Origin of the sequence: Exiguobacterium sp. SRB7LM (assembly GCF_015712685.1) — a bacterium.
Lineage (GTDB): Bacteria > Bacillota > Bacilli > Exiguobacteriales > Exiguobacteriaceae > Exiguobacterium > Exiguobacterium profundum.
In genome coordinates, this window is sequence record NZ_VWVR01000006.1 from 1,633,630 (window position 1) to 1,648,171 (window position 14,542).

Consider the following 14,542-nt stretch of genomic DNA (forward strand, 5'->3'; position numbering starts at 1 on the left):
ACAATTTTCAGAAAATAATGAAGAGGATTGACCAAACTTAAAAAAGGTGACTCAAACTGCAAGAGTCACCTTCTGATTATTCAATACACAGATTTCGTTGTTTGATTCGTTCGATTCGCAGGCGTCACGACTTTGAATGTCAGTTTCGACCCACGTCGCTGCGTTCCGATATAGACGTTGGTCGTCGTCGAGCCGATGGACTTTTTGGCGACCAACTTACTGCCGTTGTAGACGTACAGCGTGCCATACGGGACGTTCGTACGCACCGCTACCGATTTTGTCGTCGAACGGATGGTCCCTGTGTTGATTGTCGGACGGATTCCTGATTTGACCACAACTGATTTCGCATCACGATGAATTCCCGACTTGGCCTCGAAATAGAGTTTCGTTCCAGCACGAGGACGGCTAAACGTAAGCGTGTAGGACCCATTTGCATTCGATTTTGTTGTCGCGATGATTTTCGAGCCATTCTTTAACGTCACGGTCGCGTTAGGTAGTGTCTTCCCGACCCGTTTCGTCTGTTCGTCCGTCAACGTCACCGATGGGATTGTCGCACTTGGTAGCCTATACGTTAGCGTCTTTCGTTTCGATCCGTATGAAGATTCGATGATGACTGTTGTTCCCGGTTTTGCCGAAATATGATATCGATTCGTCCCGACAACGCGAGTATAGAGTACGACTCCGTTTGAGATGAAATTGATATCCGTATTTGGATCGTGTGCCAACGTGAACGTCGCGGATGAAGACGTGAGGAGAACATCTTTCACCGTCAATACTTTTGGTGTGTCACTCGTCACTTTTTTCTCTAGCGTTTGGGTAAGTTCTGGACGAAAACTCGCAACAAGTTTAATTGTCTGGCCTTCGCGTAGCGGTTCTTTCAAGTTGATGACGTTGAGACCTTTCGTCAGGCGTTTCGCCGATTCGGATCTACCGTTACGAGAAACAGCGAGAACCGGGTCTAACTTGTCGTTAAATACGGTAATCGTCGTGTCACCTGTTTTTGGTGGTTTTGTCCACGTGAAAGACGGCATCGGATAGTCTTTCGTGACGTAGACCATCTCGTAAGGACGTTCTTGTCCAAGGACACGGAAAAAGATCCGGTATGACAAGGGTTGGTCAGAACTGTATGTCGTCAATTGCGCCACACCGTGTTCATCCGCCTGAACTTCTCTCACTTCAAATGCTGTTTTCGAATTTAATTGTCTTACTTCCACTTTTGCGTGAGGTTCTGTCTGGATAGAGACCCCTTCCATTCGCGTTTCTGTCAGAACTTTTGTTGGATTGTTGATTACCGGCTGTCCAAGCATAAATCTCTTTTTGACAGACGCTTCTGTTGCTTGACGGTAATCCCATGCATCAGAAACATATAACTCGATTGTTTGATTTCCTTCGATGATTCCATTCGAGAGCTTGAAGCGACCAGTCTCGTCTGCTTGAACGGGACTCGAACACGTAGCAAACGATGCTTTTTCACACGAAAGATATACGGTCGCATTCGGTGCCGTCATTCCGCTAATCTCCCCGACTGCTCCGTATTCGAACGAGGTGTCCACTTGAAGCGGAAGTTGTTTGACCGGTTTGAACGACTTCCAATGGTCCAGCATGGCAAAGCTGACCTTAGCGGAGAACGATTGATCAAATGATGGAATCGTATAGCCTTCCGCGAACGATTGTGCCGACTCGACTCGTGTCACATCCGCCGGCAATTCAGCAACAGTCACCTTATGTTCGGTCCCATCAACGGTTGTGATGGTCGCCATGAGTTGATATGCATGATTCAGCCACGTATGCCCCTCCTCCGAGTTGCCAGTAGCTTTCAACCACGTGTACATTTCTTTCGGTTTTTGCCCGAAACGTTCGATTGGCATGAACCACTGCTTGTCTTGTACGAAATATCCATTCTCTATCAATTCGAACTGGCTATTCGTATTGCGCGTGCGCAAGCTCGTCTCCGTGATGCGACCTTCCGCCAAATCAATCGTTACCATCGAATCATCAAACGTCACACCATAATAAAGCCCATCGTGATAAATCAGTGATGTGAGATCGTAGTGGACCTGCCCGTTCAAATTGAGCGTTTGCATCGTTCGGGTCGCGAAATCGTAAACGTATAAATGATTGGAGCCTTTCATAAAGAGTCGATCGGTCTTCGACTCAAAATCGATGGACAACGATTCATTCGGATACGTCGTCTTTCCTAGTTCCTCTCCCGTTTCAAGTGAGAGGTGTGTGATCGACTTGTCGGACGTGTTGAATGCAATCAATTCATCAAGATTCGTCCCTAATATCAGACTTTGTCCCGAAATGAGCGGGTAAGTCCTTTTGACCGTTCCTTTCATATCCGTCAACGCCCACTCGCCTTTGTACGAATCACGCCAGAGCATCACGTCTCGACTGGCATCATACGATACGAGGTACGCCCGATGTGGTGATTCTAAGGAATCGATTCTAGATGTCGTTCCGTCTCGTTGGATACGGATGAGAGGTTGATCATATTGCGGAACGGCAATCCATTCCTGTCTGTCTAAACTCGCAATCCACGAGCGAACACCTCCGTAGCTCCCCTCGTCACCAGATGAATGCGTCGTTAAGTCCCCGGGATAGTCAATGATAACGGTGGACTGACTATTCGGGTCATGCAGGCGCGTCTTCCCGTTCAGATAGTCTAGATAAAATGGTGACTGCGGGATGACTTTAATTGATTGTTCAAGTTTCGTCCCGGTTTCGATGACAGAAGCAGCCAACGCCTCCTGCTTTGGCAACATAAGCAACATCATCATCAGCATGATGGCATATAGATATCGTTTCAACCTTTTACAAACCCTTCCTTATTTTATTTATTTTTTGCTTCTTTTAATATAATTGTTAATTATGATTTTTGAAAGATAATTATGTAAATAAAAAGAAGCATCGCCATGGCGATGCTTCTTGACCTTACTTCTCACTCAATACGGTCTGCGTACCTTCAATCATCTTGATTTCGGTCCACTCCATCACGTTCTTCGCGAGCGGATCGTTGGCGACCATGAAGTCAGCAAGCGCTTCTACTTTTTGGGCTTCAACCGGTTGTTTCACGTTGTTCAAGCGGAAGCGTACGACCTTGTGGAATGCATCTAAAAATGAGATTTCAAGTTTTGTGTCAGTCATGGGTTATTCTCCTCCTTAAGATGTGGGTTAGACTAAATCGTATTCACGGACGACGCCGAGGTCTGCTCCCTCTTGAATGACGAGATCAATCAAGAGACGACCGAACACATCAATCGTATCTGCCGTCAGGTCGGCACGAATCGGGCCGAACCGTTGTGCTTTTTTCGTCGGTTTCGCTGTTTGTACGTCATGATGAGTCGTCAACACAAACGTTGCTTTCTTCTCTGTTAAGACAGCCATGGGGGATGGCTCCTTTCAATAGGGGATTAGGTTTCTGATGCGGTCGAGGTGTCCATTCGTTCGAGCAGCTGGATCATACGATCGAGCTTCGTCTCAATCCGATGAAGCAAATAGAGCGAGACAACGATAGGGAACCCCAGATTTGAGATGAGTTCGGGCCAACTCATGTGACCACCTGCTCATCGTGCCGAGGATTGGCAGCGGGACGAGTGAGGTTTTTCATAAGTCCTCCCTGTTAATACACTAGAAATTCTTGGGCCACGACGTAGTTGGCGGATTCCACATCAATCAGTGCCTTGATCAAGTCACCAAACTGTTTCATCCGCGCCTCATCCATCCGACTTCCAAGCGGTCCATAGCGGACGAGTTGCTTTTTCTCTTTGCCGTCGAGTTGTCGTCGGGTGTCCAAATAAAGCATCGTCGCCGTTTCTCGATATGCTGCCATTTGTCTCACCTCCTTCGTCCTTATTAACCGCTTACAAGGTCAAAGTGCTCATTCTATTTTTCGTACTAGGTATATGACATAAGTCCTAAACTATCTGAATATTTATTCATTTTTTAATTTCTATCTACTTTTCTTGAGTTTTCATATTAAGTAGGGTATCTTAATCTTCGGCAGACAGCATTCAAAAATACGTCAAAAGTACCATGATTTATTCCCCACATTTGAAAAAACTGTAAGTTAAATTCTTGTAAATGGGGTACGATACGTAGGAGGGCATTTTTTGAATTTTACTAGTCAGTCTTGAAGAAGGAGACATACACGATGAACAGCCTAGACCTCGCAAGCTTTGCCTCAATTCCTTCCGCTCAACACGACTTCGACCAAGCCGACCTGACGTTTTCAGCGACCGAATGGGATACGTACCGACCGGAACAGGGAAAACTAATTTCGTATAAAGAGCAGCATCTAATGGTCTATCCGCTCAAAGAATTGAGTCGCGCCTTTAGTGTGGCCGGCATCCCACGCAGCCAACAGCAATTGATCAAATGGGAAACAGATGGCGTCTTGCCACCGACCCCATTTACGTTCGGCCGGAAGCGATTCTATACGGAAAATCAGATTCGTACCATTGTCGACATCGCACTGGAATGCGGATTGCGTCCACGAACACATGTGAAGAAAACAAACTTCTCTGAATTGGCGCATCATGAACTAACGTACATACTCAAACTTGAACTTCATGCCTAGGAAACTCCTCTCGTCTGAGTAGGCAAAAAAAATCATTCGTCATGATGTTCGTGACGAATGATTTTTTTGTTACAACTTCTCAATGACTGGACGAGGAAGTTCTTCCCGTTTCACTTCGTCGTACGAAGTCACGGTATCTTCATCTTTGACATAAAGACGTAAGAACGCCCCCTCCCGAAGTTCTTTCCCGGCGGTAAAGGTGACTTCTTTCTGATCACCTTCCTCCGTGAACGCGGATTGTGTATAAATGTAACGCTTCATCACGTCGCCGTTCTCGAGCGTTGTCTCTTCTACATCCGTTGCCCCTCCGATCTCAACGAAAAGGTTATCCTTCCCAATTCGATTCCAATCCACCTGCGTTAATCCAACGACCAATACAATCGAAACAATTGCAATTCCAATCCATTTTTTCATATTTTTCTCTCCTTATCGAATCGCCGTCATGAAGCGGCGAACTGTGATGCCATAATAGACCGCATAAATGGCCGTATAGACGCCCATCCACACGAGAACCGGTATCGTGAAATTCATGCTCAACAAGTTTGAAAACGCGATGAGCGCCACGGTCGCATGAAGAATCCCGAGCGCGAACGGGGCGAGAAATACGACGATGATCTGTTGGCGCACTGTCCGGCGCACGTCCCGATCGGATATCCCGATTTTCTGTAATATCGCATACTTCGCCCGGTCGTCCTCTGCCTCCGTCATCGTCTTGAAGTAAATGACGCTACCTGTTGCAACGAGGAAGACGAGCCCAAGGAATGTCCCGACAAAGAGGAGCGCCCCGTTCATTGCCATCGTCTCGGCGTACACGTCCGGTGCACTCGAGAACGATTCGAGCCCGAGTCCCGCTAAACGCTCAGACTGTTCGTGCTGATCTTTGAACGACTCCGTGAGGGCAACGTGATACGTCTCGCTCGGCTCCGTCATCGTTTTGAAGATGTCGTCGGCGACGACGAGGAACGACCCGCCGAACGTCATCACGTTGAGCGGTGATTCTTCAAGACGCGTCGACACGTCAACCGTCTGTCCTGACAGTTCGACCGATTCGAGATTTTCCGAGTAACGTTTGTCATAGAACGGGTCGACCCATACGACCTCATCCTGTTTGAACGGTGCCGGCTCTGCCACGCCGAGACCTTGCAGAAGATGGCGGTATGTCGATTCATCGATGACCCCGAGCTCACGCTCTCCGTATTGCGCTTCCGTCCGAATCGTCTTTTGTTCGACACTTGATTCGAACGTCGCTCCGTTCACCTCGACCGCATCCCCTTTCCAGGCATACGTGTATGGTGTATAAGAGGCGACATTCTCTTCCGCGTAGTAGTAGACGCTAAAGATGGCACCTCCTGCCGTGATTGCTGTCGCGCTGATGATGCTGATCAATGTGAGCGTCTTCGCGTTTCCGCGAATGCGATAGAGGAGCTGTGATGTCGTCAACAAATTGAGTCGTTTCCACGACCAGCGTTCGTTCCCTTTCAACCATGTCAATGCGAAAATCAAGACACTGTGAAAAAGAAGCGCAGACCCGATGACGCTCAATCCGATAATGAGAAGCGGCATCGCGAGTCCGAGCATTCGCCATAGCGATGACGTCATCAGATCCTGGAGCGCGAGCCAGTACGCTGCTCCAATCGTGAGCACACCTGTAAGGGCGACCCATCCTTTCGCCGTTGGAACTCCTTCCCCACTCTTATCCGCATGGAACAAGTCAATCAACTTGAAGCGATAGATGACCCGGTACCCTTGGAATGATGTGAAAAGAAAAATAGCAAGAAAGACAAGGAACGTCTCGATGAATGCCGACGCAGAGAAAGCGAATCCGATGTTCAAGTCACTGTCCATCAATCGCATCAACAGTTGCAAAAGCGCATTCGACCCGAACAGGCCGAGCACGATTCCGACGACCAGGGACACCGCTCCAATGACGATATTCTCAAACAAGAGCAAGAGTCCAATCTGTTTCTTTCGGACCCCGAGTAATGAGTAGAGCCCGACCTCTCGCTTACGTCCTCTCAAAAAGAAGGCGTTCGAGTAGGCGATAAACAAAGCGACGAACAACATGAGGATGAACGTCGACGTGCTCATCAACCCGCTAATCTTTTGTGATGTTTCTGCAAGCGCACTGATTTCATGACTGTGCTTGAGTGTCGCGAACGTGAAGTAGATGACGATGGAAAAGATGGTCGTCCCGACATAGAGTGCGTATCGCGACAGATTCCGTACGACGTTTTTCTTAGCGAGCTCAAATAGCGTCATCGACCGCACCGCCTTTCGCGAGCTCCTCAAGGATTGATTGATAGAATGCGTCTCGTGAGGCGTTGCCGCGAATGAGCTCTTTCTTCAACTGTCCGTCTTGAATATAGAGGACTCGGCGGCAAAAACTTGCGGCGAAGGCGTCATGCGTCACCATCATGATGGTCGTCTCCGCTTCATTCAACCGAGCGAGGGTATCTAAGAGATCGGTCGCCGACTTCGAGTCGAGCGCACCGGTCGGTTCATCGGCAAAGATGAGTTTCGGGTCCGAGATGAGCGCCCGACAAACAGCCGTCCGTTGTTTCTGTCCGCCTGAGATTTGGTACGGGTACTGCTCGAGGATCCCTTCGAGTCCGAATCGTTTCGCTAACCGCTCGACCTTTGCGCGTGTCTCATGAACCGGCGTCTTCGAGACGGCGAGCGGGAGCAACATGTTTTCCCGGACCGTCAATGAATCGAGCAAGTTATAGTCCTGAAAGATGAATCCAAGATGGTCACGTCGGAAATCGGCAAGAGCCTCCTCATTCATCGCCGCAATGTCATCGCCTTCGACTAAAATCTCACCCGACGTCGGTGTATCGATTGTCGCGAGGACGTTGAGCAACGTCGATTTCCCGGCCCCGGACGGCCCCATGATTCCAACGAACTCCCCATGTTCAATGGTGAAGGAGACGTCATCGAGCGCTCGAAACGTCGCGTCCCCTTTCCCGTATGTCTTTTGAATCGCTTTTACTTGTAATAATGTTTCCATGTTCAGCACCTCTTTCTGTCCCTTACATTACGCCCTCTGTCTTAACTCCAACTCACGCGTACCTTACAAAATCCTTACGTGATATGCTTAGAAAGAGGTGATGACGATGGAACAGCCACGGATTCTCATCGTGGATGATGAACAAGATTTATGTATATTGATTCAACGCGCGCTTGAAAAAGAAGGATTTCATGAGATTCGGACCGCTCACACATTGAAAGACGGATTTGATGTCTTCGAGACGTTCCGCCCTCACTTGGCGATCTTAGACGTCATGTTACCTGACGGAGAAGGCTATCAGCTCTGCCAACAGATGCGAGCGCAGTCCAACATCCCGATCCTCTTTCTCTCTGCCAAATCGGAAGAGGTCGATAAACTGCTCGGCCTCGCCATCGGTGGAGATGACTACATCACGAAGCCGTTCAGTCCAAAAGAAGTGGCATTCCGTGTAAAGGCTCAGCTCCGACGGGTTTCAATGATGGAAGCACCAATGCCCGAGACGACGACCGTCGGCCCCTTTCAAATGAATGAAGACGAGACCGAAGTGTATGTGAACGGGGAACGATTGGAGTTGACGGCTAAAGAAGTCGGTCTTCTCGCCTGCTTTTTACGCAACCCGAACCGGATTCTCAGCAAAGAGACGCTCTTCACGCAAGTGTGGGGTGAATCATTCTTCGGATCCGACAACACGGTCATGGTCCACATCCGACGTCTCCGTGAAAAAGTCGAACCGAATCCATCTAATCCGACATATATCAAGACGGTCAAGGGACTTGGCTATCGGTTGACGGTGTAAGGAGCGATCATGATGAAATGGAAACTGACCGGTCGCTATTTGTTGTCGATTCTCCTTATTGTTGCGCTCGTCGTCTTCTTGAACATTACAATCTTATTCGGCCTCCTTATCAATGACCGAACGGGACTTGATGATGTCGAGAGCAACGCCGGGGAGACCTTCACCCGAAACTTCAGCACCTATGTATCGCTTGAGGACGGTGAACCCGTTGTGTCAGAAGTCGGGCGGGAAGCTCTTCGCCAAACGGGTGCATTCGTCCGCTTTTTAGATGAGACGGGACGTGTCGTCAGCGAGGTCGATGCCCCTAGTGGATTACCAGACGCCTATTCTCCAATCGAATTGATTCAAATGTATAAATATATGGATGATGACCTCCGACTCTACTTCATCGGGGAGTATGAATCGTACAGTTATCTCATCGGTGTGCCGGAGGCAAATGAGCGTCGGGTGCTCTTTATGTTAGACGAACAGGCGGTCCTTTCGTATATCACGAAGGCGTCCTTCTGGATTCTAGTTGTCGATTTACTTGTCGCCGCCTTGATCGGTTTATTGTTCAGTTCACGATTGACGCGCCCTGTATATCGCTTGACCGAACGGATTCAACAGCTGAAGCAACGTGATTTTTCGACTACCGAACCGAAGCAGTCAGGGATTTACCGTCCTGTTTTCTATGACTTGAATGCCGTCTCACAGACACTTAAAACGTATGAACGTCAGCGCGAAGAACTCGAAGAACGTCGAAAAGAGTGGATGAGCAACGTATCGCACGACCTGAAGACCCCGCTCGCCTCCATCCAAGGCTACGCCGAACTACTTGATGATGATTCGTTAGATGACACCGAGCGCAGACAATACGTACATGTGATTGAACGGCAGGCTAAGTATATGAAGGAACTGCTCGACGATTTCAATTTGACGATGCGTCTGCAACACGGCGATTTCCCACTTACGCTCGAAGAGACAAACCTCGAGCCGTTCGTTCGTGAGCTCGTCATCGACGTGTTGAACGATTCTCGCTTTGGGGAGCGTCACATCGAGTTTGAGGCGACTCAAGCAGCGACCGTCTCGCTCGATCGTCACTTTATGAAGCGAGCCTTGCTCAACTTCTTGTATAATGCTCTTCTCCATAATGACGATTCGGTGCACGTGACGGTCCACATCGAGGGTGACGTCGTGACGATTGGAGATGATGGAAATGGGATTGCAGAATCCGAATTGCCTTATATCTTTGAACGCTATTACCGAGGCACGAATACAGACGACGCACGCGGGAGTGGTCTCGGCATGGCCATCTCACGGGACATCATCGAAGCCCACGGCGGGAAAATAGAAGTCGACAGTGCACCGGGACACGGCACCACAATTCGAATCACATTCATGCCATAGCAAAAGGGACGCTCAGGCGTCCTTTGCAGACTATAGACAAAAAAGCACCTACTTCATTTCAACGCGAATAAAGTAGATGCTTTTCTTTTTATATTTAAAAAGACAGAAACGACAGGATGCCAGTTTCTTTAAAAATGAAGAACATGATAACCGTAGAAACAGTTAAAATGATTCGACGTTCTGTTATCTTAAAAAATATTGAATAAAGCACAACCGCAGTCACAAGATTAAATCCACTTTGAATATCGATACCAAAGTAGTGAATACGTACTTGAGCTGCTTCAGTATTAAATAAGAGATCTGGAAGAAAATAGTAGCCTTGTTTGAATAGAAAGGCAGTAGGTATTGAACCTAGAATAGCGGCGCCTATCCCTCTTTTACCGGCATTCCAAATGATTAACGCATAGACAGAGGATAGGACTGCGATAGTTAGCCATATTCCAAATAGTTGATAAGGTAAGAATCCTAAGTTCAAATAGAACATTAGGTAATAAGCTAAAACTGTGGAAACAAGCAAAATAATCGAATGAATGGAAGCGTTTAATCGTGACTTGCTAAACACAGCTACTAATGTCACTAGGAATAGCCAAAACTCAAGTGTAGTATCAAAATCAATCAAAGGGGAACTACTCGCATATTGATCTAAGCATCCCAAGAAAATTCCCAATAACCCTAACAAGATATAATTCTTGAATTGGCTAAAAAAAGTAATTTCATGAGTTGACTGTTGTGGCGTTGAGCTATTCATATGTATTTGAGTCCCCAATCTAAACTTTAGGTAAGTTATAAGAGTGAAAGATATTGATATATACAATTCTAAAAGGGACGCTCAGGCGTCCCTTTTCTGTGTCGTATAGTCAACGATCCATTCTTCAAGTTCTTCAAGCGGTAACGGTCTAGAGAAATAATATCCTTGCATCTCGTCACAGCCGAGTTCGCGTAACGCGTTCCACTGCTCAAGCGTCTCGACGCCTTCGCACACCGTCTTCAAGTTCAAGCCACGGGCCAAATCGACAATCGATTCAACGATGACGTTTCCGGTCGGGTCATTCTCGGTCACTTGAATGAACTGGCGATCGATTTTGATCTCATGAATCGGATAGTGCTTCAAGTAGACGAACGCCGAGAACCCTGTCCCGAAGTCGTCAATCGAGATGGAAAAACCTTCTTCTCGGAATGCCACAAAACGATCGATGACGTGCTTCTGGTTCTCCATCCCGACGCTTTCCGTGATTTCTAAGGTCAAATAACTCGTACTGACCCCTTCTTCCCGTGCGATTTGGGCAAACTTTTCGACGACCCCTTCGGATAAGAAGTGACGCGCCGATAAATTGAGGGCGAGTTCATACCGGTCTCCCCGTTCATGCCAACGTTTGAGCTGGCGACAAGCCGTCACGAACGCCCATTCCTCTAAGTCGATGATGACACCCGTTGATTCGGCAAGCGGAATGAAGTCGAGCGGCGGCACGAGACCTCGCTCCGGGTGATTCCAGCGCATCAACCCTTCAAACCCTTTCAGTTTACCTGAGGAAGCATTCACTTTCGGTTGGAAATACAGTTCAAACTGACCTGATATCACACCAGTACGTAAATTCATCTCTAACAAGAGTCTCTCAGATGCTTCTTGCGCCATGGCCTCTTCAAAAAACTTGATGACCCCACGTTTCTCATCTGATTGACCTGCAACGACACGTGTTGTATGAATCATATCCAAAGTAGATCGACTTTCATGTTCAATGGAAATGAATGCACTCGTCGTCAGTACAACGTCCAATTCATTGATTCGATATGGCGCACGCGTCACTTGCTCGCATAAATGTTCTGCAAACGAACGTATTTTCCTGCGTTCCCCGTAAGGTACCCAAATGACAAATCCCGATTGCGAGGTACGTGCCATCCTAGATTCATCGATTACTGCTCTTAGTCGTTTCGCCATTTCTTTCACGATCAAATTCGATGTTTCGGTTCCAATCGCATCCTCAATAGACCGAAAATCGTCTGCTCGAATATATAAAACAGCTCCTAAAAACCCTCTCGTTTGTTGACGTAATTGATCGACTTCCTCGACAAATGCATATTTGTTCATCAAACCTGTCAGTTCGTCCGTGTAGGCTAACTGATGAATCCGTTCATCCACAAGCTGCCGGTCAAGCCGGAAGTACAGGATGGCAATAAAATCCGCAAGTGTACTCACAATCAATTCCTCAAGATAGTTCCACTCCCGAGGCAGAAACGTCTCGCAACAAATAACACCTGTGGCACGATTGTTTGCATAAATCGGAGCATCTAGCATAGAGTACACACGCTTTCCTTCTACGAAGTACTCTTTGTACAGGTCCTTCACCCATGGATGACTGCGAACATCCTCAAACGAAAGGATTCGCTCTGTTTGAAGCGCATCAAAATAGTCAGGCGCGAGTTCACGATGGACCGTCAACTTCGGATGATGTGTCCCTGATTCGTGAGAATAAGCGACTTGACATGAAATAGATCGATGCGATGTATCAAAATGCCAGATCGAGACTGTATCGACTGCCAACATATCGGCGACAATCTCACACATATACAGAATTGCCTCCTGCACCGTTTCTTCCGTTACAATCGGCATCCGTACGAGCGCGAACAGTTTCTCTTGATGTTTACGATATACTCGGTTTGAAAAGTTGTTCTCGATCATCAGTCTGCTACCTCACCCATTTAAATTTGACCTAATGATAGCATGAATCATCCGATACAGCGTTTTCCAAAATTCAACAGAGAGTCAATGCTTGCTTCGTTTTTAAATAAACAAAATTTGAATTTATTCCCATTTATAAATTATTGACCTCCTTTTTAAGAAAGTGGTGTGAATTGACCCTTTGTCCCATTGATTGTCCTTTTCCTCTCACCGTACAATGAACTTGTATTGTTTCACTTGTTGAATTGTTTCGTTCTCACTCTTTGAAAGGATGTGACGCTATGAATCCAAAGTCTGGTCTCACCTATTCATTCGCGGCACTTGCAGCGGTCAGCGTGCTTGCCCACGCAGACGAAGCAGCAGCGGCGAGCACACATACGGTGCGTTCGGGTGATACGTTATGGTCGATCAGTCGGTCCTATGATGTGTCCGTTGCGACGATTAAATCGTTGAACGGTCTCTCTTCCGATAGCATTCGCATCGGTCAAAAACTAAAGCTCACAGGCAGTCCCTCTGCTGCGACAGGTGGTTCCTCGTTAACCACCACGAGTACGAACCGCGTCACGACGACACACGCATTGAACATGCGCGTCGCGGGCGGAACATGGCATCGCGTCCTCTTGACGATTCCAAAAGGTACGACGCTCACGTCGATTCAATCAAACGGTTCATGGACAAAAGTCAGTTACGGCGGACAGACCGGATGGGTGCATAACGACTATTTGCAAAAAGCATCTATGTCTAGCAGTACCGATAAACCAACAACGGTCACACCAAGCTCGGCTACAGCTCAAACGAAAGCCAACTTGAATCTGCGTTCGTCGAAGTCTACGAAGACGACCGTATTGCTCACGATTCCAAAAGGCAAGACCGTGACCGTCTTATCTGTCGAAGGGTCATGGTCGAAAGTGAAGTACGGGTCGAAAACAGGATATGTCGCCAATACATATTTAACGACATCAGGAGCGGCGACACCGACAACACCGAGTACAGGACCATCGATCAATCAACAATTCACTACGACGGCAAACTTGAACGTTCGACAAGGTGCAGGCGTCGGTTATCCGCTCGTCACGACCATCCCAAACGGAACCGTCGTCAAAGCGACGAAACAGTCGGGTAGCTGGTACTATGTCACGTATAATGGGAAGTCCGGATACGTGAGCGCCGGTTACTTGAAGCAGACGTCCACGACACCGAGCAACCCGGCTCCGAACGAAGGCGATGCCGGTGCTGGTAATGCGGCTGTCGATTATATCGTCAACACACCGTCCTTGAACGTACGTTCGAGCGCATCGACGAGCGCGACCATCATCGGGAGTGTCAAAGCAGGACAGACGTTGCGCGTCGTCCAGTCGTCAAAAGGCTGGCTTCAAATCTATTACGGGAATACGGTAGGATTTGTCGCCTCGGCTTATGTGAAAACCGTCCCGAAAGGTTCGGCAGACGGCCCGTCTTGGGTTGAAGGTTCTTATGATTCGAATTCATATTATACGTACTATCCGACATCGATTCGGTCACAGGCGAACGAGTCGAGTAGCACGGTCGGCTCGACACTTCGGGGAGAACTCTTGAACGTGATCGGAGAGACATCGACCCACTATCGTCTCGCATCAGGATTCGTCGCAAAATCAGCCGTCACTGAAATCAAAGGGCAAAGTGCCCAAGCTACTAGGCTTTCGACCATCGATGTGGCAAAACGCTTCGTCGGCACACCGTACGTATGGGCATCATCAAGCCCGGCAAATGGTGGATTCGATTGCTCAGGACTCATCTATTATGTATTCAATCAATCCGGCGTCAGCATCCCACGGACAAACGTGGCTAATTATTGGGGTGGTGCTTATTTCGGACCTCAATTGCCCAAGTCATTCGTCCCGCAGGCCGGTGACCTCGTCTTCTTCGAAAACACATATACCGCCGGGCCATCGCACATGGGTATCATGATCAATTCCGATACGTTCATCCATGCCGGTTCATCCGGATTAGGATACAACCAAATCAGTAAAGAACCGTATTGGCAGTCACGCTTAATCGGTTATAAACGACCGTGACTTTCGTCACGCTAAAAAACCCGACAAAAGTCGGGTTTTTCTT

The 14,542-nt window shown here is 47.9% G+C and carries 14 protein-coding genes; 4 read left to right on the plus strand and 10 right to left on the minus strand.

The features are described 5' to 3' along the window. Positions 1–80: 80 nt before the first annotated feature. The 5 genes from F3H97_RS09120 to F3H97_RS09140 all read right to left on the minus strand — a co-directional run bounded on the left by F3H97_RS09120 (position 81) and on the right by F3H97_RS09140 (position 3,832). Positions 81–2,810 carry a carboxypeptidase-like regulatory domain-containing protein gene (locus tag F3H97_RS09120; RefSeq protein ID WP_196431162.1) on the minus strand — a complete coding sequence of 910 codons (2,730 nt, stop codon included), beginning with the start codon at positions 2,808–2,810 and terminating at the stop codon, positions 81–83. A 124-nt stretch (positions 2,811–2,934) separates the two neighbouring features. After that, positions 2,935–3,147 carry a DUF2922 family protein gene (locus F3H97_RS09125; RefSeq protein WP_074035953.1) on the minus strand — a complete coding sequence of 71 codons (213 nt, stop codon included), beginning with the start codon at positions 3,145–3,147 and terminating at the stop codon, positions 2,935–2,937. A 27-nt stretch (positions 3,148–3,174) separates the two neighbouring features. Further along, positions 3,175–3,387: a hypothetical protein gene (locus tag F3H97_RS09130; protein WP_196431163.1), complete on the minus strand. Its 213-nt coding sequence runs from the start codon at positions 3,385–3,387 to the stop codon at positions 3,175–3,177. A 26-nt stretch (positions 3,388–3,413) separates the two neighbouring features. Continuing rightward, complete coding sequence (locus F3H97_RS09135) at positions 3,414–3,554, minus strand: YvrJ family protein (RefSeq protein ID WP_074035951.1); 141 nt, start codon at positions 3,552–3,554, stop codon at positions 3,414–3,416. Positions 3,555–3,622: 68 nt separating this feature from the next. After that, positions 3,623–3,832, minus strand: a complete 210-nt coding sequence (locus tag F3H97_RS09140; RefSeq protein ID WP_012727210.1) for a hypothetical protein — start codon at positions 3,830–3,832, stop codon at positions 3,623–3,625. A gap of 321 nt (positions 3,833–4,153) precedes the next feature. Here F3H97_RS09140 and F3H97_RS09145 point away from each other — a divergent pair, with 321 nt between their 5' ends. Beyond that, positions 4,154–4,579 (plus strand): MerR family transcriptional regulator, encoded by a 426-nt coding sequence (locus F3H97_RS09145; protein WP_074035947.1) that lies wholly within the window; start codon positions 4,154–4,156, stop codon positions 4,577–4,579. A gap of 69 nt (positions 4,580–4,648) precedes the next feature. On the opposite strand, the gene F3H97_RS09150 is transcribed toward F3H97_RS09145, so the two are convergent. Genes F3H97_RS09150 through F3H97_RS09160 form a run of 3 tightly spaced genes read right to left on the minus strand, consistent with a single transcriptional unit; the run spans position 4,649 to position 7,586 of the window. Beyond that, a complete protein-coding gene (locus F3H97_RS09150) occupies positions 4,649–4,993 on the minus strand; it encodes a YxeA family protein (protein WP_196431164.1) in 345 nt (114 codons plus the stop codon). Between the two features lie 12 nt (positions 4,994–5,005). Then, positions 5,006–6,838, minus strand: coding sequence for an ABC transporter permease (locus tag F3H97_RS09155; RefSeq protein WP_196431165.1), 1,833 nt, complete (start codon positions 6,836–6,838; stop codon positions 5,006–5,008). Beyond that, a complete protein-coding gene (locus F3H97_RS09160) occupies positions 6,825–7,586 on the minus strand; it encodes an ABC transporter ATP-binding protein (RefSeq protein ID WP_159562873.1) in 762 nt (253 codons plus the stop codon). Before F3H97_RS09160 ends, F3H97_RS09155 begins: the two co-directional genes overlap by 14 nt. 106 nt (positions 7,587–7,692) lie before the next feature. On the opposite strand from F3H97_RS09160, the gene F3H97_RS09165 reads away from it, so the two are divergent. Both F3H97_RS09165 and F3H97_RS09170 read left to right on the plus strand, forming a co-directional pair. Then, entirely contained in the window at positions 7,693–8,382 is a 690-nt protein-coding gene (locus F3H97_RS09165; protein ID WP_196431166.1) for a response regulator transcription factor, read from the plus strand. Between the two features lie 12 nt (positions 8,383–8,394). Further along, positions 8,395–9,768, plus strand: a complete 1,374-nt coding sequence (locus tag F3H97_RS09170) for a sensor histidine kinase (RefSeq protein WP_370568567.1) — start codon at positions 8,395–8,397, stop codon at positions 9,766–9,768. 94 nt (positions 9,769–9,862) lie between these two features. On the opposite strand, the gene F3H97_RS09175 is transcribed toward F3H97_RS09170, so the two are convergent. Then, positions 9,863–10,516, minus strand: a complete 654-nt coding sequence (locus tag F3H97_RS09175; RefSeq protein WP_196431168.1) for a hypothetical protein — start codon at positions 10,514–10,516, stop codon at positions 9,863–9,865. 81 nt (positions 10,517–10,597) lie between these two features. Continuing rightward, positions 10,598–12,445: a sensor domain-containing phosphodiesterase gene (locus F3H97_RS09180; protein ID WP_196431169.1), complete on the minus strand. Its 1,848-nt coding sequence runs from the start codon at positions 12,443–12,445 to the stop codon at positions 10,598–10,600. Between the two features lie 281 nt (positions 12,446–12,726). On the opposite strand from F3H97_RS09180, the gene F3H97_RS09185 reads away from it, so the two are divergent. After that, positions 12,727–14,499, plus strand: coding sequence for a C40 family peptidase (locus F3H97_RS09185; protein ID WP_196431170.1), 1,773 nt, complete (start codon positions 12,727–12,729; stop codon positions 14,497–14,499). Positions 14,500–14,542: the final 43 nt, after the last annotated feature.